This is a genomic window from Mesorhizobium caraganae (assembly GCF_016836705.1).
GTDB classification, from domain to species: Bacteria; Pseudomonadota; Alphaproteobacteria; order Rhizobiales; family Rhizobiaceae; genus Mesorhizobium; species Mesorhizobium caraganae.
In genome coordinates, this window is sequence record NZ_JAFCGY010000011.1 from 54143 (window position 1) to 72742 (window position 18600).

At 63.7% G+C, this 18600-nt stretch carries 20 protein-coding genes and 1 riboswitch; of the genes, 11 read left to right on the forward strand and 9 right to left on the reverse strand.

The genetic code is table 11. The annotated features are described in order from the left end of the window. The first annotated feature begins 7 nt into the window (after positions 1-7). Both yddG and JQK88_RS19485 read left to right on the forward strand, forming a co-directional pair. Positions 8-895 (forward strand): aromatic amino acid exporter YddG, encoded by an 888-nt coding sequence (gene yddG / locus JQK88_RS19480; RefSeq protein WP_203279145.1) that lies wholly within the window; start codon positions 8-10, stop codon positions 893-895. Further along, positions 892-1566 (forward strand): lysoplasmalogenase, encoded by a 675-nt coding sequence (locus JQK88_RS19485; RefSeq protein ID WP_203279146.1) that lies wholly within the window; start codon positions 892-894, stop codon positions 1564-1566. Before yddG ends, JQK88_RS19485 begins: the two co-directional genes overlap by 4 nt. On the opposite strand, the gene JQK88_RS19490 is transcribed toward JQK88_RS19485, so the two are convergent. Then, entirely contained in the window at positions 1541-1981 is a 441-nt protein-coding gene (locus JQK88_RS19490; protein WP_192258310.1) for a cupin domain-containing protein, read from the reverse strand. The genes JQK88_RS19485 and JQK88_RS19490 overlap by 26 nt on opposite strands. Before the next feature lie 25 nt (positions 1982-2006). Then, complete coding sequence (gene gloB / locus JQK88_RS19495; protein WP_192258309.1) at positions 2007-2774, reverse strand: hydroxyacylglutathione hydrolase; 768 nt, start codon at positions 2772-2774, stop codon at positions 2007-2009. Positions 2775-2883: 109 nt separating this feature from the next. Here gloB and JQK88_RS19500 point away from each other — a divergent pair, with 109 nt between their 5' ends. The 3 genes from JQK88_RS19500 (at position 2884) to JQK88_RS19510 (ending at position 6595) form a co-directional block, all read left to right on the forward strand. Then, positions 2884-3666 (forward strand): class I SAM-dependent methyltransferase, encoded by a 783-nt coding sequence (locus JQK88_RS19500; protein ID WP_192258356.1) that lies wholly within the window; start codon positions 2884-2886, stop codon positions 3664-3666. Positions 3667-3804: 138 nt separating this feature from the next. Next, entirely contained in the window at positions 3805-5628 is a 1824-nt protein-coding gene (locus JQK88_RS19505) for an ABC transporter ATP-binding protein/permease (protein ID WP_203279147.1), read from the forward strand. 166 nt (positions 5629-5794) lie between these two features. Continuing rightward, entirely contained in the window at positions 5795-6595 is an 801-nt protein-coding gene (locus JQK88_RS19510; RefSeq protein WP_192258307.1) for a DUF1194 domain-containing protein, read from the forward strand. Between the two features lie 28 nt (positions 6596-6623). Here the strand turns inward: JQK88_RS19510 and JQK88_RS19515 are convergent, their stop codons facing one another. Beyond that, positions 6624-7559: a glycosyltransferase family 2 protein gene (locus JQK88_RS19515; protein WP_112562217.1), complete on the reverse strand. Its 936-nt coding sequence runs from the start codon at positions 7557-7559 to the stop codon at positions 6624-6626. A gap of 250 nt (positions 7560-7809) precedes the next feature. On the opposite strand from JQK88_RS19515, the gene JQK88_RS19520 reads away from it, so the two are divergent. Continuing rightward, a complete protein-coding gene (locus JQK88_RS19520) occupies positions 7810-8130 on the forward strand; it encodes a DUF1330 domain-containing protein (protein WP_192258306.1) in 321 nt (106 codons plus the stop codon). Positions 8131-8154: 24 nt separating this feature from the next. Here JQK88_RS19520 and JQK88_RS19525 read toward each other — a convergent pair whose 3' ends face one another. Genes JQK88_RS19525 through metX form a run of 3 tightly spaced genes read right to left on the reverse strand, consistent with a single transcriptional unit; the run spans position 8155 to position 11038 of the window. Next, positions 8155-9141: a glycosyltransferase family 2 protein gene (locus JQK88_RS19525; RefSeq protein ID WP_192258305.1), complete on the reverse strand. Its 987-nt coding sequence runs from the start codon at positions 9139-9141 to the stop codon at positions 8155-8157. 54 nt (positions 9142-9195) lie between these two features. Continuing rightward, a complete protein-coding gene (gene metW, locus JQK88_RS19530; protein ID WP_112562220.1) occupies positions 9196-9810 on the reverse strand; it encodes a methionine biosynthesis protein MetW in 615 nt (204 codons plus the stop codon). Between the two features lie 58 nt (positions 9811-9868). Continuing rightward, positions 9869-11038: a homoserine O-acetyltransferase MetX gene (gene metX, locus JQK88_RS19535; RefSeq protein ID WP_192258304.1), complete on the reverse strand. Its 1170-nt coding sequence runs from the start codon at positions 11036-11038 to the stop codon at positions 9869-9871. A gap of 60 nt (positions 11039-11098) precedes the next feature. Beyond that, positions 11099-11176, reverse strand: a riboswitch (SAM riboswitch). A 119-nt stretch (positions 11177-11295) separates the two neighbouring features. Between metX and hisC the strand changes: the two genes are divergently transcribed. Together hisC and JQK88_RS19545 are read left to right on the forward strand one after the other, a co-directional pair. Further along, positions 11296-12414, forward strand: a complete 1119-nt coding sequence (hisC, locus tag JQK88_RS19540) for a histidinol-phosphate transaminase (RefSeq protein ID WP_512699814.1) — start codon at positions 11296-11298, stop codon at positions 12412-12414. Between the two features lie 5 nt (positions 12415-12419). Continuing rightward, positions 12420-13355, forward strand: a complete 936-nt coding sequence (locus JQK88_RS19545) for a prephenate/arogenate dehydrogenase family protein (RefSeq protein ID WP_203279148.1) — start codon at positions 12420-12422, stop codon at positions 13353-13355. An 8-nt stretch (positions 13356-13363) separates the two neighbouring features. On the opposite strand, the gene JQK88_RS19550 is transcribed toward JQK88_RS19545, so the two are convergent. Together JQK88_RS19550 and JQK88_RS19555 are read right to left on the reverse strand one after the other, a co-directional pair. Then, a complete protein-coding gene (locus JQK88_RS19550; protein ID WP_203279149.1) occupies positions 13364-14287 on the reverse strand; it encodes a sugar kinase in 924 nt (307 codons plus the stop codon). Positions 14288-14348: 61 nt separating this feature from the next. Next, the gene (locus JQK88_RS19555) at positions 14349-15347 is read right to left on the reverse strand and encodes a DUF2125 domain-containing protein (RefSeq protein WP_192258300.1); all 999 of its coding nucleotides are present in this window, start codon (positions 15345-15347) and stop codon (positions 14349-14351) included. Between the two features lie 122 nt (positions 15348-15469). Between JQK88_RS19555 and JQK88_RS19560 the strand changes: the two genes are divergently transcribed. The 3 genes from JQK88_RS19560 (at position 15470) to JQK88_RS19570 (ending at position 17773) form a co-directional block, all read left to right on the forward strand. Beyond that, positions 15470-15991, forward strand: coding sequence for a gamma-glutamylcyclotransferase (locus JQK88_RS19560; RefSeq protein ID WP_192258299.1), 522 nt, complete (start codon positions 15470-15472; stop codon positions 15989-15991). 119 nt (positions 15992-16110) lie between these two features. Further along, positions 16111-17058, forward strand: a complete 948-nt coding sequence (locus tag JQK88_RS19565; RefSeq protein ID WP_192258298.1) for an aldo/keto reductase — start codon at positions 16111-16113, stop codon at positions 17056-17058. Between the two features lie 163 nt (positions 17059-17221). Further along, entirely contained in the window at positions 17222-17773 is a 552-nt protein-coding gene (locus JQK88_RS19570; protein WP_203279189.1) for a LysE family translocator, read from the forward strand. Positions 17774-17791: 18 nt separating this feature from the next. Here the strand turns inward: JQK88_RS19570 and JQK88_RS19575 are convergent, their stop codons facing one another. Beyond that, on the reverse strand, positions 17792-18592 hold the full coding sequence (locus JQK88_RS19575) for a lysophospholipid acyltransferase family protein (RefSeq protein WP_203279150.1): 801 nt from the start codon (positions 18590-18592) through the stop codon (positions 17792-17794). Between the last annotated feature and the right edge of the window lie 8 nt (positions 18593-18600).

An 18600-nucleotide genomic window follows, 5' to 3' on the forward strand; every position in this document is an offset into this window, starting at 1 on the left:
GACGGGCATGGGGCGCGCAACACTGATCGGTTTCTCCGCGGTTGCCATGTGGGCGCTGCTGGCGCTGCTCACCGACGCCTCGGGCGCCGTGCCGCCATTCCTTTTGTCGGCCATCACCTTCGCCATCGGCACCGCGGTCGGGCTGGTCGCGCAGCTGTTCATGCCGGCGACCGATAAAAGCCAGAAGATCCCGCGCCAGGTCTGGCTGGTCGGCATAGCCGGCCTGTTCGGCTACCACTTCTTCTATTTCACCGCGCTGCGCAACGCGCCGGCGGTGGAGGCAAGCCTGATCGCCTATCTGTGGCCGCTGCTGATCGTGCTCGGTTCAGCGCTGATGCCGGGCGAGAAGCTGGCCTGGAACCATGTCGTCGGCGCGCTGCTTGGGCTGGCCGGCACCGTCCTCATCGTCACCAAGGGCGGCGGGCTTGCCTTCGATGCGCGCTATGCCTTTGGCTACGCCATGGCCGCCGTCTGCGCGCTGCTGTGGTCGTCCTATTCGCTGCTGTCGCGGCGTTTTCCGGCGGTGCCGACGTCGATCGTCACCTGGTTCTGCGCCGCCACGGCAGCCCTTTCGCTCGTCTGCCATCTGCTGCTGGAACAGACGGTGCTGCCCGACGGTCCAGGCCAGTGGCTGGCGGTGCTCGGTCTCGGGCTGATGCCGGTGGGTGCGGCCTTCTACGCCTGGGATATCGGCGTCAAGCGCGGCAATATCCAGGTGCTGGGGGCTGCCAGCTATGCGGCGCCGCTTCTGTCGACCCTGGTGCTGATCGCGGCCGGCGTCGCCGAGCCATCGCTACGCATCCTTGCCGCCTGTGTGCTGATCACCGGCGGCGCGGCCCTGGCGGCGAAGTCGCTGTTCCTGCGCAAGCCGGCTGAGATCGGAGCCAAGGCATGACGATGCCGTTTGCCGGCGGCATCGACGCCAATGCCAATGCGACATTGATTTTTTCGCTGGTGGCTGCGGTGATCTACGCCTTCACCCTCGACATGCGGCCGACGCTGGCCCGCTCGGCGGCAAAGACGCTGGCCGTGGCCATGCTTGCGGTGCTCGCCTTCATGCAAGGTGGTCCATTGCTGCTCATCGCGGCGCTGGCCCTCAGCTCCGTCGGCGACGCCTTCCTGTCGCGTGACGGCGAGAAGGCCTTCCTCGGCGGGCTGGCTAGCTTCCTGGCGGCGCATATCCTCTATGTGCCGCTCTTCCTGCGCAGCGGCGGCGGGCTGGATGTGCTGGGCACCGAGACATGGCGCGGCGCCATTGCACTCGCCATGGCCGCCTTCGTCGTCGTCATGCTGGCGGCACTCTGGCGCCGTGTCGGCCCCGGCCTGCGAGCGCCGATCGCCGTCTATGTCGCCGCCATCCTGGCGATGGGCATTTCGGCGCTGACGCTCGACAATCCATGGGTCATCATCGGTGCCGTTATGTTCATGGCGTCGGACGGGCTGCTTGCCACGGAAAAATTCCTGGTGCCGGCCATCGCGCCCAATCGCGCCGGCATCCGCTATGTCGTTTGGGTGCTCTACTATGCCGCCCAGCTGGCAATTACGCTTGGCTTTTTGCTGAGCTAGGTTCCCAGCCGGGCTCGGCCATTTCGAAGGCGGCGAAGTCGAAGCCCGGCGCCACGGTGCAGCCGACCAGGGTCCATTCGCCGAGGCTGCGTGCCGATTGCCACCAGCCGGCCGGCACCACGATCTGCGGCCGCTCGCCCGCCGCAAGTTCCACGCCGAGCACCTGCTCGATCATGGCACCGCCTTCCTCGCACATCGACAGCGCCAGCGGCGCACCGGCATGGAAATGCCAGACCTCGGCCGCGTCCTTGACCCGGTGCCAAGCCGAAATCTGGTCCTCTTCCAGGAGGAAATAAATCGCCGTCGAATGGCCGCGCGCGCCGCCGGCGCCGTCGCGAAAGGTCTCGGCATACCAGCCGCCTTCCGGATGCGCCTTGAGGCCAAGCGTGGCGATGATTTCAGCGGCGCTGGTCATGGCTGCTCCCGGAATGTCACGATGGTCAGAAATTGTCCTTACGCTTGCGAATCTCGGCAAACACGTCGGCATCGCTGGCCTTTTCCATGCCGAGATGCTTGCGGATCGCCGGGTCGTGCCAGCGCAGGAACGGATTGGTCGACAATTCCTCGCCGATCGTCGTCGGCAGCGTCGCCTTGTTGTCGGCGCGCAGCGTCTCGATCTTGGCGGCGCGCTCCTTCAGCGCCGAATTGGTCGGGTCGACAGTCAGCGCGAAGCGGGCATTGGAAAGCGTATATTCATGGCCGCAATAGATGACCGTGTCGGCCGGCAGTGCGGCGAGCTTCTTCAGCGATTCATACATCACCGGCGGCTTGCATTCGAACAGCCGGCCGCAGCCGAGCGCGAACAGCGTGTCGGCGGTGAACGCCACTTTCGAGGCCGGCAGGTAATAGGAGACGTGGCCCGCCGTGTGGCCGGGCGTGGCGATGACATCGATCCGCTCACCGCCGAGATGGACGACCGAGCCTTGGCCGACGGTCTCGTCGATGCCGGGGATCTTTTCCTTTTCCGCCTCCGGTCCGACGATGCGCAGCTTGAAGCGCTCCTTCAGCGCCAGATTGGCCTCGACATGGTCGACATGGTGGTGGGTGGTCAGGATCAGCGTCGGCTTCCAGCCGGTACGCTCGATCGCGGCCAGGATCGGCGCTTCTTCGGGCGCGTCGATGATGGCGGTCTCGCCGCTCTTGGGGTCATGCACCAGCACGCCGAAATTGTCGCTGCGGCACATGAACTGTTCGATTTCGACCGGCATTTTCATCTCTCCATCTGTCGCCGCAGACATAGGGCGCTTGCCCGCCGATGTCATCCGGAACTTGGCACCTTTGTTGAACTTCAGCGACATCGCAGCTACCGTCCCGCGCATGCATTCCGATATCGTCGACCTTCGTTCCTTCTATTCGACCACGCTCGGCCGCCTGGCCGAACGCTCGATCACCATGGCGCTGTCCTCGATATGGGCTGCCGTGCCCAATGAGCGGCTGGTCGGGCTCGGCTATACCTTGCCGTGGCTGGAGCGGTTCGGCACCGATGCCGAGCGGGTCTTTGCCTTCATGCCGGCCACCCAAGGTGCGGTGGTCTGGCCGGCGAGCGGGCCGACGTCGACGGCGCTGGTCTTCGACGAGGAACTGCCGCTGGTCGATTCCTGCATCGACCGCATGCTGCTGGTGCATTCGCTGGAGCATGTCGAAAACCCGCGCGAGACGCTGAACGAGATCTGGCGGGTGTTGTCGCCGGCGGGGCGTGTCGTCATCGTCGTGCCCAACCGGCGCGGCGTCTGGGCCCGGTTCGAGCACACGCCGTTCGGCAATGGCCGGCCGTTCTCGCGCGGCCAGCTCACCGAATTGCTGCGCGAGGCGAACTTCACGCCGGCTTCCTGGTCCGACGCGCTGTTTTTCCCGCCATCGCCGCGGCGCTTCATGATGCGGTTCCACAATGTGCTGGAGCGCGCCGGCAGGCGGTTCTGGCCGATCTTTTCCGGCGTCATCGTGGTCGAGGCGCAAAAGCGGCTCTATCAGGGTGTGCCGGTGGCGCAGCGCGCCTCGCGCCGCGTCTTCGTGCCGGTGCTGTCGCCGCACGGCGCGACAAGGCTTGGCCGCCGGGCCGATGGGGTGACATCGACCAAGGGTCAGGTGACACCTTCGTGATCATGATGAAAACTGGTGTTGCGTGGGATTTTCCCACCTATCTGTCGCAGATGCATTCGCAGCCCGTTTGAGCGGCGGATGCCTTCAAGTCGCTCCATCCGGTTTCAGCACCGCTGTTGAACGTAAGGACCCCAGGCCATGGCTGATCAACCGGACACCAACGCCACAGTTCAGCCGGTGACCGTCGAAGCCAGCAGCCTGCGCGACCAGGTGACGACGATCAAACGGGCGCTGGTAGGCTCGCCGGTGCGCAAATGGCTGGTGTGGACGTCGGTCGGCATCATGGCCGTCATCGTCGCGACGTCGATCGGCCAGGTTCTGCTCAACCGCTGGAACCAGCCCTTCTACGATGCGCTGGCGCGTCGTGACATGGCGGCCTTCCTGCATCAGCTCATGATCTTTGCAATGATCGCCGGCACGCTGCTGATGCTCAACATCGCTCAGACCTGGCTCAACCAGATGATCCGGCTGAAGCTGCGCGAGGCGCTGACGCTCGACCTGATCGACCAGTGGATGCGGCCGGCGCGGGCCTTCCGGCTGGCCAATGCCGGCGCCATCGGCGTCAATCCCGACCAGCGCATGCAGCAGGATGCCGCGCATCTGTCCGATCTGACGACGGACCTCGGCGTCGGCCTGCTGCAATCCTTCATCTTGCTGGTGTCTTTCGTGGGCGTGCTGTGGCAGCTATCGTCGGGCTTCGTCTTCCACTTCAATAACTGGTCACTGGCGATACCGGGCTACATGGTCTGGGCAGCGTTCCTCTATGCTGGCATCGCTTCCTGGCTGAGCTGGCTGGTCGGGCGGCCGCTGATCCGCCTCAACAGTGATCGCTACACGCGTGAAGCCGAGCTGCGCTCCTCGATGGTGCGGGTCAACGAAAATGTCGATGCCATTGCGCTTTACCACGGTGAGGCCGACGCCAAACGACGGCTCGAAATCGACCTCGGTACTGTGCTGGGCGCCATGCGGCGCATCTACACCGCGCAGATCAACCTGTCCTGGGTGACCGACACCTATGGCTGGATCACCGTCGTGGCGCCTATCCTGGTGGCGTCGCCGGTCTATTTCTCGGGCGATATCAGCTTTGGCGGGTTGATGATGGCGGTTGGCGCCTTCAACCAGGTGCATTCGTCGCTGCGCTGGTTCATCAACAACATCGGCGGCATCGCCGACTGGCGCGCGACGCTGATGCGCGTTGCCGACTTCCGCATCGCGCTCGATGAAACCGATGTGCTGCACGACAAGGAAAAGCGCATCGAATTCGGCGACAACGCCAATGGCAGCCTGACGTTCGAAAAGCTCCAGGTGGCCTCGCCCGAGGGCTGCACCAAGCTTGCCGACAGCCACGTCGAAATCCATCCCGGCGAGCGCGTCATGATCACCGGCGAGCCCGGCGCCGGCAAGACGCTGTTCTTCCGCGCCATTGCCGGCCTGTGGCCATGGGGCAGGGGGCGGATCGGCCTACCGGCTGGAGAAACCCTCATCTTCGTGCCGCGTGTCCCATATTTGCCGGCCGGCACGTTGCGAGAGGTGCTCAATCATGCGAACGGGCATGCGCCCGCTAACGATGCCGACATTTCGGCCGTGCTGGCCGAGGTTGGTCTTGAACGGCTGTCATCGTCGCTCGACCGCGTGGGGCGCTGGGACCATGAGTTGGCCGATGACGAACAGCGCCTACTGGGCGTGGCCAGGCTCGCGTTGCGGCAGCCGAAATGGGTGATCATCGACGAAGCGATGGATGCGTTTGACGGACCCTCGCTGAGGCGAGTGCTGGCGATGTTGGAAAAGCATCTGAAGGGAGCCGCGATCATCAATATCGGGCGCGGCCAGCACAACACTCAGTTCTTTCCGCGCGGCCTGACGATCGTGAAGGATTCCGGTGCGCCGGCGCTGAAGCCCGCTTGCGTCAGGGCCGGCGCCATCGACCCGCCGCCGAGAGGGGCTCGCCCGCGAAAGGAGTAGCCTAAAGCTCGTCGCCTTTGAACGGATTCACGCGACGCGCTTTAGGTCTTTGTTTCATGCATGTCGTTCTCTCAAAACCGGGGCCACTTTTGAGCGACATGCATTAGGCTTTATTTCGCCGCGATCGCGGCGAAGATTCGCGGATCGAAACATCCGTGGTGCGGCCATGCTCGATGCGCTCAGCCTGCTTGCCTGCCTTGCCTGCACTCCGGTCACGCCCGTGGCTGCCCCGGCCAATGCCGTTGCCGTCGATGTTGAGCTGGTGCTGGCCGTCGATATCTCGCAGTCGATGGACGAGAGGGAGTTCGCGCTGCAGCGTGCCGGCTATGTCGAGGCGCTCAGGCATCCCGACTTCATCAAGGCTGTGCGCTCGGGCACAACCGGCCGCATCGCGCTTGCCTATTTCGAATGGGCAGGCGTCGTGCGCGAGGATGGCGTCATCGCCTGGCAGGTCATCGACAGCGCAGAAAGCGCCGACGCCTTCGCCGACAAAATAGCCGCGCGGCCGTTCCGCAGCTTTCGCGGCACCTCGATTTCCGGCGCGCTTGCCTTCGGCGCCGGGTTTTTCGACGGCACCGGCTTCGACGCACCACGCAGCGTGATCGACATTTCCGGCGACGGTCCCAACAACACCGGGCTGCCGGTCGCCACCACACGCGACGCCGCGGTGGCCAAGGGCATCGTCATCAACGGCCTGCCGATCCTGATCAGCCCGTCACCGACCTTCAGCCATCTCGACCAGTATTATGACGATTGCGTCACCGGTGGGCCCGGCTCCTTCGTGCTGCCGATCTACGCGGCCTCCGAATTCGCCACCGCCATACGCCGCAAGCTTATCCTGGAGGTGAGCGGCATTGCCGATGCGACCGTGGTCACGATCGACGCGGAAGCGCCCATGGACTGCCTGCAGGGTGAACGCGACCGGCGGCTTTATTCCGACCCTTATTTCCCGGAACTCGACAAATGAGGCCTAGAGACAGTTCCCGAGGGAAGCTCTAGGCGGGCCGCGCACCGTATTTGTCGCGAAATTCGGCGTAGAGATCGCGGCGCCAGCGCCGGCCGCCGACATAGCCGCGAAACAGTTGCGGCAGCGAATAGCCGAGCGCCTTGGATGACCGGTTGGCCAGATAGCCGGAGAACGCCTGCGAAACCCTGCCTTTGAGCGCATCGGCGATGAGCTGCCGGGCGATCATGTAGGGCGGAATGTGGGGGTAGCGGTCGGCGATATAGGGGTGCTTGTCGATCAAACTGGCATAGGCTTCGACATAGCCATCGCGCTGTCCGGAGATGGAATTCTCCGAATTGTATTTTTTCCAGTCGATCACTTCGGACAATTGCGCGCCGCTGCGCCGGGCAAAGCGCAGCAACAATTCGCGATCCTGCATGCGCGTGACGTCGCTGTCGTAACCGCCGATGGCCAGCAGTGACTCGCGCCGGGCGGTGATTGCCGACCCGGCAATGAAGATGGTCTGCGCGACAAGGGCCCGTTCCAGCGAGTCGCGGCTCAGCAGAGCCTCGCGGTTGACGCAATTGGTACGGCGATTGCCCTTCAGCGACACGAAGGAACTGATCAGCACTTCGAGCGAGGGATTGTTGTCGAACTGCTCCAGCGTCCGCACCAGCCGATCCGGCAAATAGACGTCGTCGGAATCGAGGAATGTGACCACCGGCGCCCGCGCCCGCTCGATGCCGGCATTGCGGGCGGCATTGGCGCCACGCCATTTCGAGCCGACATAGATCAGCCGTGGATCGCGGATTTCGGCGAGTGCCGCGGCCGTGCCGTCGGTCGAGCCGTCATCGACGACGATGTGCTCGAACCGGGCGAAATTCTGCGCCAGCACGCTCTCGACGGCGCGCACCACCTTGCTGCGGCGATTGTGCGTCGGCGTGATCACCGAGATCAGCGGAGCGAGGTCGGTTGTCTTGGACATGTTGCTTCGATTATGCCCCGAAATCCCTGAAGGCCGGATGCTTTGATGGGTCGCCGTCCAAACCTTACCTCGGGATGGCATTCGATTCGACGCTACAAAAAACCAGCGGCAATGTCATCACAAACTGTTGAGCCAGGATGCCCGTAAGCCGGCCGATTACCCCTGACGTAATCGACCGATGGCCGTCATTTCTGCAGATTTGGGTCAACGGAGCCGGTTGTTGTGCTTCGATCGAACAGGCAGTTCAGCCATGACCGCCTACGCCGTCGCCCTTATGCGCCAAGTCACAATGGGCCCGCAGATTGTCGAGTATCTGCAGAGGATCGACGCCACGCTGGAGCCGTTCGGCGGGCGCTTTCTTGTCCATGGCGGCGACCTGGACGTGATCGAGAACGAATGGCCAGGGCATCTGATCGTTATCGAGTTTCCGGACAGGGAGAACGCGCGCGGCTGGTACAATTCATCAGCCTATCGGGAGATTCTGGCCTTGCGCACCGACAACTCCCACGCCGACGTGGTGCTAGCCGAGGGTGTTCGGCATCCACACAAGGCCATCGACGTACTTGGATAGGGATGACGGCGTTATTCTCGGTGCCTAGCTGTGCCCAACATAGTCCGGCACGGTTTCGATCTCGTCGCGAACGAGCCCTATCGCCAAGCTGAAATGGCCGAAAAACGCCAGGGCGTAAAATGTGAGGCCGACAAGCAGCGAAAACGGAACCTGCCAAAGCGGCATGCCCGTTTGCGGCGCATGACGTATCACGCGCCGCGTCGTGCGCCACGACATGGTGCCCCAGCGGCTGAAGGACTTGACGATGCGCTGGACGCGATTGGGCGAATGGAGTTCGACAAATTTCCTGTCGGCATCCCGGCCGGTTACCAATGCGCGCCATAGAAAGAAGCGCCAGCCTCGCGGCGGGTAGTGATAGGCACGCGCGTCGACATTCACGATTTTACGACGCTCCCGCCAAAGCTGATGCATCAGCAGGGTGCAAGAAACCTTAAAGCCGTTGTGCTTTGGGAAGGGATGATCGGCTATCCAGTCGCGCCGGAAGGCGATGTTGTTGGCATTGATGGCACGTTTCGAGGCGAATCTTTCGTCTCCCCGCGCCATCGGAAAGAACCAGATCAAAGCGAAGGTTCTCGAAAAGAAATCATCGTGCATAAGATAGGTATGGCCATTCACGCAGATGGTTTCGGGATCTTGAAAGGGGCTCAGAAGGCTCGAGAGCCAAGTCGTCTGGGGAACCGTGTCGGAATCCATGAAAACGACGATATTCCCTTCGGCCAGAGGAATCGCATGGTTCTTGAGGTCGTAATAGCGGCCGCCGGGGCAGGCTGCAAAGACCAGGTCAGCTACCTGCTGCAACTCCGGCGCTTCGGCTGCGAAACTAGTTCTCAGCGCACCGGCGTCCGATTCCTGCCCTCCATGCGAGACAATGACCTTTGGCCTCGCCAAGCCGGTTGAGGAAACGACAACGATCTCGCGCGCCAGCGCTTTTAGTCCGACACCGATTTCATCCCAGTCGATGGATTTGGCATTCTCCATCTCTAGTACAATTGAATATTGCTCTGGAATCATTTTTCGCCTCGACCGGAAGGATGAATAGCAAAAAGGCCGAGTCGAAGACACCTTCTATCGCTTCAGCAAGAACACCGCCTGCTGGCCGAAGAAATTCCAGAACCACCATGGCATCGACAGGCCGATCTTCTGGCCATTGCCGTCGAGGGCGGTGGCTTTCTCGACCGAGGCGCCGAGCTCCTCGACCAGATTGACGAAGTCGCGGATGGTGCAGAAATGGATGTTGGGCGTGTCGTACCAGGAATAGGGCAGGTCCTCGGTCACCGGCATCCGTCCCTTGAAGAACAGCGACAGCCGCACCCGCCAGTGGCCGAAATTGGGGAAGGAGACGATGGCGCGGTTGCCGATTCTGAGCAGTTCGTCGAGCACCAGCTTCGGGTTGCGGGTGGCCTGCAGGGTCTGCGACAGGACGACGAAGTCAAAACCCTTGTCGGGATAGAATTCGAGGTCGGTGTCGGCATCGCCCTGGATGACCGAGAGGCCGCGCGCCACGCATTCATTGACGCCGCGCTGCGACAGTTCCAGCCCGCGGCCGTCGACCTGCTTGGTCTCCTGCAGGAGTTCCAGGAGCAGGCCGTCGCCGGAGCCGACGTCGAGCACCCGCGAGAGCGGCGGAATGAGGCCGGCAACGACTTCGAGGTCGACGCGCTGGGCGCGGTTGACACTCATGGCTTCGCCCCTTGGATGGCGCATGATCCCGGTGCGAAAAGTCTGCAACTTTTCGGGGTCATGCGCGGAGCCCCCTGGCGCGGGCCGCCGAGCCGATGAAGCCATTGATGGCGGCGAACAGTTCCGGCTCGTCGAGCAGGAAGGCATCGTGGCCGCGGTCGGTGTCGATCTCGACGAAGGAGACGGACGCGCCGGCAGCGTTCAGCGCATGCACAATCGAGCGGCTCTCCTCGGTCGGGAACAGCCAGTCCGAGGTGAAGGAGACCAGGCAAAAGCGCGTCTTGGTGCCGGCAAAGGCATCGGCCAGCCGTCCGCCATGGTCGGCGGCGAGATCGAAATAGTCCATCGAACGGGTCATGTAGAGATAGGAATTGGCGTCGAAGCGGTCGACGAAGGTCATGCCCTGATGGCGCAGATAACTCTCGATCTGAAAGTCGGCGTCGAAACCGAAGGTCAGCGCTTCGCGGTCCTGCAGATTGCGGCCGAACTTGCGGTGCAGTGCCGCTTCCGACAGATAGGTGATGTGGGCAGCCATGCGCGCCACCGCCAGCCCCTTTTCCGGGCGCTTGCCGTGCTCGAAATATTTGCCGCCATGCCAGTCCGGGTCGGCCATGACGGCCTGGCGACCGACCTCGTGGAAGGCTATGTTCTGCGAGGAATGGCGCGCGCCGGTGGCGATCGGCAGCGCCGAGAAGACGCGCTCGGAATAGCACGACGCCCATTCCAGCACCTGCATTCCGCCCATCGAGCCGCCGAGCACGCAAAACAGCTTTTCGATGCCGAAATGGTCGACCAGCATCAATTGCGCCCGCACCATGTCGCGGATTGTGATGATCGGCAGGTCGAGCCCGTAGGGCTTGCCGGTGGCGGGGTTGGTCGAGGCCGGACCGGTCGAGCCGAGGCAGCCGCCGATGACGTTGGAGCAGATGACGAAGAAGCGGTTGGTGTCGATGATCTTGCCGGGGCCGATCAGCACTTCCCACCAGCCAGGCTTGCCGGTCACCGGATTGGTGTTGGCGACGTGCTGGTCGCCGGTCAGCGCGTGGCAGACCAGAATGGCGTTGGAGCGGGCGTCGTTCAGCGTGCCGTAGGTCTGGTAGGCGATCTGGAACGGCGACAATAGTGTGCCGGCGTCGAGCTTGAGCGGCTTGTCAGGGCCAAAACGCAACACCGGGCTCGACGGGTTGTCGGCCTCATTGTTGGTTTTTGCGGCGCGGAGCGCGGTCATGTGACTCTCCTTGCCCGCCGTCAGGCAATAAAAAACCGGCAATGCGATCGCAAAGCCGGTTACGTCACGCAAACGGCCCTTTAGCGAGTTGTTTAACGTGGCTGCAAGCCGACCGGCCAAATCACCACGGAACTGTTCCGTTCTTCTAGAACTCGCGCGGCCCGGCGTCAACGGCCAGCTATTGCCCGGGCCTCTCGACATTCGGAGCCACGGCTTGTATTTCCGCTGCGGCCTCCGGACGGAGGCATTCTCGACGGATTTGCGACATGAACAAGACAACGGACAAGGCACGGCCGACGCCCCGCGCGGGCATCATGGACATCGACGCCTATGTGCCGGGCAAGAGCACGGCGCCGGCCGGCGTCGCCAAGGTCCATAAATTGTCGTCGAACGAGAACCCGCTCGGCCCGTCACCGAAAGCAATCGAGGCCGCGCGCGAGGTCGCTGCCAAGCTTGATGTCTATCCCGATGGCACCGCCCGTCGGCTGCGCGAGGCGATCGCCGAAGTGCATGGCCTGAACCCGGCCAACATCATCTGCTCCAACGGTTCTGACGAGATCCTCGGCCTGCTGGCGCAGACCTATCTGGCGACCGGCGATGAGGCCATCATCACCGAACACGCCTTCATGATCTACAAGATCTACATCCAGTCGGCCGGCGGGACACCGGTCACGGTCAAGGAGACCGACGAGCGCGCCGATGTCGACGCGATCCTGGCAGCGGTGACGCCGCGGACCAAAATCGTCTTCCTCGCCAATCCCAACAATCCGACCGGCACCTATCTGCCGTTCCAGGAGGTCCGCCGCCTGCATGCCGCCCTGCCTGGCAACGTGCTTCTGGTGCTCGACGCGGCCTACGCCGAATATGTTCGGCGCAACGATTATGAAGCCGGCATCGAGCTGGCCGGCAGCGCGCAGAACGTTGTCATGACCCGCACCTTCTCCAAGCTCGGCCTTGGCGGCGCGCGCATCGGATGGATGTACGGTCCCCTGCACATTGTCGATGCCATCAACCGCATCCGCGGCCCTTTCAATGTCAACGCGACGGCGATCGAGGCGGGCATTGCCGCCATCCGCGACCGCGCCCATGTCGAGCGCAGTTCGTTGCACAACGAGACCTGGCTTACCTGGCTGAATGAAGAGCTGACAAAGCTTGGTCTCAGGGTGACGCCGAGCGTCGGCAATTTCGTTCTCATCCATTTCCCTGAGGACAAGAAGCATTCGGCAGAGGCGGCGGACGACTATCTCACCCAGCGCGGCTTCATCCTGCGGCGCGTCACCGGCTATGGCTTCCCCAACGCGCTGCGCATGAGCGTCGGCACGGAAGAAGCCAATCGCGGCGTCATCGACGCCCTCACGACATTCCTGAAAAGCTGAAGCCCATGACGTCACCGATGTTTGGAAAGATCGCGCTGGTCGGCATCGGCCTGATCGGCTCGTCGCTGGCCCGCGTCATCCGCCGCGAAGGCCTGGCCGCCCATGTCGCCATCGCGACGCGCAGCCCGACCACGCTGGCGCGTGCGAAGGAACTCGGCCTGGGCGAAAGCTACACAACAGACGCCAAAGAAGCGGTTCGCGATGCCGATCTCGTCATCGTCTCGGTGCCTGTGGGATCGTCGGGCGAGGTGGCGCAAGAGATCGCGCCGGCGCTGAAAAAGGGCGCCATCCTCACCGATGTCGGCTCGACCAAGGCCTCTGTGATTGCACAGATGCAGCCTTATGTGCCGGACGGCGTGCATTTCATCCCCGGACATCCGCTGGCGGGTACGGAAAAGTCCGGCCCGGATGCCGGCTTCGCCGAACTGTTCGAGAACCGCTGGTGCATCTTTACGCCGCTGCCCGATACCGATCCGGCCGCGCTGGAGAAGCTGTCGGAATTCTGGCGGCGCTGCGGCTCCAACATCGACACGATGGACCCGCAGCATCACGACATGACGCTGGCGATCGTTTCGCATCTGCCGCACATCATCGCCTACAACATCGTCGGCACGGCCGACGACCTGGAATCGGTGACCAAGACAGAAGTCATCAAATATTCGGCCTCGGGTTTCCGCGACTTCACCCGTCTCGCGGCTTCGGACCCGACCATGTGGCGCGATGTGTGCCTGCACAACAAGGATGCCATCCTGGAAATGCTGGCGCGCTTTTCGGAGGACCTCGCCTCGCTGCAGCGGGCGATCCGCTGGGGCGACGGCGAAAAGCTGTTCGACCTGTTCACCCGCACCCGTGCCGTACGCCGCTCGATCATCGAGGCCGGTCAGGACATCGATGTGCCGGATTTTGGTCGCCAAGCGGTGGAACACCCCGCCAAGAGCTAAAATCCGTTTCAGGCAGGCCAGGTCGCCGCGACCATGGCCAGCGTCTCGTCTCTGTTTGGCGCACCGAGCCGGCCACCAAAACGCTGGCATTTGAGCGCGGCGGCGGCACTGGCAAAGCGCAAGGCCTGCTCGATAGGTATGGCTTCGGCGAGCCCAACGGCAAAGGCGCCGTGGAAGATGTCGCCAGCGGCCAGCGTGTCGACGGCCTTGACCTTCGGCGCCGCGATGTGGCGAACGCAGCCTGAGGACCGGTCATGCCACCAGCTTCCCGCCGCTCCGCCGGTCACCGCGACGAAGGCATCGGTGCGGCTGGCGAGATCGGCGCAGGCGGTCTCCGAATCCAGGGCGTGGCCGCAGACAATGCGCGCCGCTGTCTCCGAAGCGACGATGTGCGACGCCAGCGGCAACAGAACCTCCAGCACTTCGAGTGGCGCTGTGTCGGCATCGAGGATCGCCGGCCTGCCGGCGTCGCGCGCGGCGGTCAGGGCAAGGGCGGCAGCGCCCGGCCAGCGCACATCGACGAGAACGGCGTCGAAGCCAGAAAGATCGGCGACAGGCAGCGCCTGAGGGTCGGCCTGCGCCTTCGGGTCGTAGAACGGCACGATAACGCGCTCGCCATGGGCGTCGACGAGGATCGAAGCCAGCGCCGAACGCGCACCTTGAACGCGGCGGACAAAACTGCAATCGACGCCCTCGGCCTCGATGCCGGCCATCAGCTGGTCGCCGATGGTATCGTCACCCGCACTTGCCCACAGGAACACCTCGGCGCCGAGACGGCGTGCGGCACAGGCCGCACTTGTCGCCATGCCCGCAGCGATCTGGATGCCGTCCGAAGCGATGAACTTGCCTTGGTGCGTGGGCAGGGTTTCGAGGCGCAGGATGGTGTCCAGCGTCAGCGCGCCGACACTAAGCAGTTTTACTGGCCGGCTCATGCGTTGGCTTGGCTAAGCATGGATCTTCCCCCAAAGCGGTTCCTGCCTTTGGGATCATGCTCTAATCGAGCGGCTTGATCTTGCCCAGAGGAATGAAGCCGAGCGAGGCCTTGCCCTTCACCACCTTGAGCGGCATCGACGGCTCGTTGCCGAGCAAAGCCAGGCCGGCAAAGCCTTGTTCGATCTGGCTCTTCTGCTCGGGGATGGCGGTGGCGAGGATTGCCGCCACGGCTTTGGGATCCTTGAGCTTGATCGTCAGGTCGGCGTTGACCAGGCCATTGGCGTCGACCGACACCGGGCCGGAGACTGTGATGCGCGCGGTTCCCGACGACAGATCGAGCTTGTGGATGTCGGCGGCCTGGCCGCGCACGCTCTTTGCCTCGGTCTTCATCAGCGCCACGCCGTTTTTCAGCGTCGCGTCACCGCTGCCGTCGAGTGGCGGCAGCACGCGCCCGCCGATCGCATCGGCATCGATCTCAAGATCAGTGAAAGTTCCGACATAGCCGATGTCCTGGCCGTCGGGACGCAGTTCGCCCGCTGCGGTTCCGGCGCTGAACAGCGAAACCGGGTCGGTATCGTCGGCCGGATCGGTCTGGCCGGACAGGCCTTCGGCCTGCAGCGAAATGCTGCGCGGCAAGGGCCAGGACAGCTTTGCACCGGCCTGTAGATTGTCCCAGTCGATCCAGAGAGGGGTCATCCCGGGCATCGATGTGCGCAGCGGTCCGCGCAACTCGGCGGCGGGCGATAGCGGGCGGATGAGTTGGGCCACGAAATTGAAACTGCCGGTCGAGGCGGCGACGTTCCTGGTGTCATCCTCGTAAGCCAGATTGTCACAGGAAATGGCGAAGCTCAGGGGATAGCCGCTGACGGTGAGGTTGGCGCAGCCGGCCTCGATGCCTTTGGTATTCAGCTGCGCCACCGCCTTGTCGGCTTCGCTTCTGACGCGGCCGGCAACATAGAACCAGACCGCGCTGTAGGCGCCGAACAGCATAACGGCCAAAGCGGCGAGCCAGAACAGCCGGCGGCGAAACTTCGACGGGCGTTCGTCACTTGACGTCATGCTGCGGCTTTCATTAACGCGGCGTGTTGCGGGTGGACTGTGGTTTACGCAACAAGCAAAAAGACAGAAGGGCACCGATTCCGATGCGGCGGCGTCACTCTCGTGCAATCAGGCTTGGCGATATGGGCGATTTTTGGGTTTTTGGCTACGGCTCGCTGATCTGGCGGCCGGGATTCGCGCATGTCGAGACCCGGCGCGCCCGCCTTTACGGCTACCGCCGGTCGCTCTGCGTCTACTCCTTCGTGCATCGCGGCACGCGCGAGCGGCCGGGCCTGGTGCTCGGCCTCGACCGTGGCGGCTCCTGCATCGGGCTGGCGTTTCGCGTGCCCGGTGAGTTGCGCGATGAGGTGCTTGCCTATCTGCGCGAGCGCGAGCTGGTGACCAGCGTCTACCTTGAGCGTGTGCTCGACATCCGCCTCGACGGCGGCAAAACGGTCCCAGCGGTTGCCTATATCGTCGACCGCCAGCATGAGCAGTATGTCGGCGGCCTCGACGCAGCGCATGCGGCAAACGTCATCCGCGGCGCCATCGGCCAGTCCGGAAACAATGAGGACTATGTGCTGAGCGCGGTCGAGCACCTCGAAGCGCTCGGTATCAGCGATCACTGGCTGGAAGAGGTGGCGAAACGGGTCGCGCCTTTGTGAAGTGCTGGCCCGCCGGAAAATTGGCTGAGGCCTTTGACCTCGGCGCGGCGAGACCTAGCTTAGCTGCGGCCCGAAGCATTCGGGTTCGCCCGCCGCCGCCAGCATCATGGAGCCCGATCTTGCAGAAACGCCGTCTCGGTCAAACCGACCTTTCCATCGCGCCGCTGGTTCTGGGCGGTAATGTCTTCGGCTGGACCGCCGACGAGAAGACCTCCTTCGACCTGCTCGACCGGTTCGCCCGCGCCGGCCTCAACGCCGTCGACACGGCGGACGCCTATTCGCGCTGGGTGCCCGGCCACAAGGGCGGCGAATCCGAGGCGATCATCGGCAAATGGATGAAAAGCCGCGGCAATCGCGACAAGATCGTCGTGGTCACCAAGGTTGGCTCGGATATGGGGCAAGGCAAGAAGGATCTGTCCGCCGCCCATATCGAAAGGGCGGTCGAGGCGTCGCTCAAGCGGCTGCAGACCGATGTGATCGACCTTTACCTGTCGCACTGGGCGGACCCGGCCACGCCTTACGAGGAGACGCTCGGCGCTTACGAGAAGCTGCTCGCCGCGGGCAAGGTCCGCCATATCGGCGCCTCCAACCTCGACGCCGGCCAGTTGCGTGCCGCACTCGATGTGGCCAGCCTGCGCGGGCTGCCGCGCTATGCCGTGCTGCAGCCGGAATACAATCTCTACGATCGCACGTCTTTCGACGGGCCGCTGCATGATCTGTGCGTGGCGGAGGATATCGGCGTCATCACCTATTTCGCTCTCGCCAAAGGGTTTTTGAGCGGCAAATACCGCAGCGAGGCCGATCTTGGCAAAAGTGAACGCGGCGGTGGCGTGAAGGGCTATCTCAATGCGCGCGGAATGCGCATTCTTGCGGCACTTGACGCTGTGTCGGCGCGGCATTCGGCCAGCCAGGCCGAAGTCGCGCTTGCCTGGGTGATGGCGCAGCCCGGCATCACCGCACCGATCGCCAGCGCAACAACGCTCGACCAGGTCGACAGCCTGGTGCGCGCGGCGTCGCTGAAGCTCAGCGCGGAGGATCTCGCGGCGCTGGACAAGGCCAGCGCCTAGCGAAGGCTGCCGATCAGGTTCGGCACGATCGTTCAAGACGTCGGCAGTCCGGTTCGCCACACTGCTCTCCAGCATCGTGGGAGAGGGAGCAGCATGGCCATAGAGATCCTCTCACAGGCTCTGGCAGCAATTGCTGGCGCTGGTGCTGGCGGCAACCGTCGTCATGGGCAGTCCGGGCCCGGCGACGATCAGCGTCACGGCGATAGGCGCCGCCTTCGGCCTGCGCAATTCGCTCCGCTATGCCTGGGGGATCATTCTCGGCACGGTTGCGGTGCTGCTGGTGGTGGCCACCGGCATCACGGCTATCCTCAGCTCGATGCCGTGGGTGGCGCCCATGCTGGCGGTCGCTTCCGCCGCCTACATCCTCTATCTCGCCTTCCGAATAGCGACGGCGCCGCCGCTGGCGGCGCGTGAGAGCGGGGCGGTGCTGCCAACCTTCCTCGGCGGCTTCCTGCTCGCCGTCGCCAATCCGAAGGCCTATGTGGCGATTGCCGCGGTCCTTGCCGGCTCCGCGACGGCGGCCGGCGCCGATGCTCTCGGCGTTCCGGCGAGGCTCGCGGTTCTCACCTTGATGATCGTCGCCATCCATGTGCTGTGGCTTCTGGCCGGCGCGGCCTTCGCCCGCACCCTGCGCCAGCCGCTGGCGTCGCGGATCATCAATCTGGTGTTCGCCGCAACGCTGGTGGTGACCACGGCTTTGGTAGCGTGGCCGTAAGTCCGAGTCGTGTCGAGATCAGGCCTGGGTCTTCGTGGCCGCAGCGAGTTCGGCCAGTCGCTTGACCGCCGTCGGCGGCATTGGCGGCGGGTTCGGCGCGCGGGAAGCTTCGATCAGCAACTGATCGCAGGCGGCTTCGGTCTCGCCGATCAGCCGGCCCATGAATTCGTCCTTGCCGAGCCCGGGCGGGATCGGCGGCAGGAAGCGGGCCTTGATGGTGCCGGGAAAGCGGATGAATTTGCGGCGCGGCCAATAGAGGCCGGCGACATGGGCAACCGGCACCACCGGAACGCCGAGCTGCGCGTAGAGTTCGACAATGCCGTATTTGTAGGCCGGCTCGTCGCCCGGCGCGCGACGCGTGCCTTCGGGATAGATGATCAGCTGGCGCGGATTGCGTGCCATTTCCTGTCTGGTCGAGGCAACGACCTGCTTCAGCGCCTTGGAGCGGCTGCCGCGGTCGACCGGGATCATCCGCATCTTCATGATGTACCAGCCGAAGAAGGGGATCCAGGTCAGTTCGCGCTTGAGGATGTAAAGCGGGTCCTGGAGAAGCGGAAAGAAAGCGATCGCGTCCCAGAATGACTGGTGTTTCGGCGCCAGGATGAAGGAACCTTCGGGCAGGTTTTCCAAACCGGTGATGTCGCTCCTGGTGCCGGCGATCTTGTCGTGGAGCCACAGGCTGGTGCGCGACCAGAATTTCGGCACGAACCAGGCACGGTGGCGCGGCGACAGGAAATAGTACGGGGTCCAGAGGATCATCTGGACGATCAGGTTGACGTAGAAGACGAGGTTGAACGCCAGCGAGCGGATATAGAGCATGCGGGGAA

Bases quoted from the DNA above. Each gene is read 5' to 3' on its own strand.
- JQK88_RS19505 (WP_203279147.1), top strand. From the start codon at position 3,805: ATGGCTGATCAACCGGACACCAACGCCACAGTTCAGCCGGTGACCGTC.
- JQK88_RS19525 (WP_192258305.1), bottom strand. From the start codon at position 9,141: ATGATTCCAGAGCAATATTCAATTGTACTAGAGATGGAGAATGCCAAA.
- JQK88_RS19545 (WP_203279148.1), top strand. From the start codon at position 12,420: ATGACGTCACCGATGTTTGGAAAGATCGCGCTGGTCGGCATCGGCCTG.
- JQK88_RS19485 (WP_203279146.1), top strand. From the start codon at position 892: ATGACGATGCCGTTTGCCGGCGGCATCGACGCCAATGCCAATGCGACA.
- JQK88_RS19575 (WP_203279150.1), bottom strand. From the start codon at position 18,592: ATGCTCTATATCCGCTCGCTGGCGTTCAACCTCGTCTTCTACGTCAAC.
- metW (WP_112562220.1), bottom strand. From the start codon at position 9,810: ATGAGTGTCAACCGCGCCCAGCGCGTCGACCTCGAAGTCGTTGCCGGC.
- JQK88_RS19520 (WP_192258306.1), top strand. From the start codon at position 7,810: ATGACCGCCTACGCCGTCGCCCTTATGCGCCAAGTCACAATGGGCCCG.
- JQK88_RS19510 (WP_192258307.1), top strand. From the start codon at position 5,795: ATGCTCGATGCGCTCAGCCTGCTTGCCTGCCTTGCCTGCACTCCGGTC.
- JQK88_RS19550 (WP_203279149.1), bottom strand. From the start codon at position 14,287: ATGAGCCGGCCAGTAAAACTGCTTAGTGTCGGCGCGCTGACGCTGGAC.
- metX (WP_192258304.1), bottom strand. From the start codon at position 11,038: ATGACCGCGCTCCGCGCCGCAAAAACCAACAATGAGGCCGACAACCCG.
- JQK88_RS19500 (WP_192258356.1), top strand. From the start codon at position 2,884: ATGCATTCCGATATCGTCGACCTTCGTTCCTTCTATTCGACCACGCTC.
- JQK88_RS19490 (WP_192258310.1), bottom strand. From the start codon at position 1,981: ATGACCAGCGCCGCTGAAATCATCGCCACGCTTGGCCTCAAGGCGCAT.
- yddG (WP_203279145.1), top strand. From the start codon at position 8: ATGGGGCGCGCAACACTGATCGGTTTCTCCGCGGTTGCCATGTGGGCG.
- JQK88_RS19515 (WP_112562217.1), bottom strand. From the start codon at position 7,559: ATGTCCAAGACAACCGACCTCGCTCCGCTGATCTCGGTGATCACGCCG.
- gloB (WP_192258309.1), bottom strand. From the start codon at position 2,774: ATGCCGGTCGAAATCGAACAGTTCATGTGCCGCAGCGACAATTTCGGC.
- JQK88_RS19560 (WP_192258299.1), top strand. From the start codon at position 15,470: ATGGGCGATTTTTGGGTTTTTGGCTACGGCTCGCTGATCTGGCGGCCG.
- JQK88_RS19570 (WP_203279189.1), top strand. From the start codon at position 17,222: ATGGGCAGTCCGGGCCCGGCGACGATCAGCGTCACGGCGATAGGCGCC.
- JQK88_RS19555 (WP_192258300.1), bottom strand. From the start codon at position 15,347: ATGACGTCAAGTGACGAACGCCCGTCGAAGTTTCGCCGCCGGCTGTTC.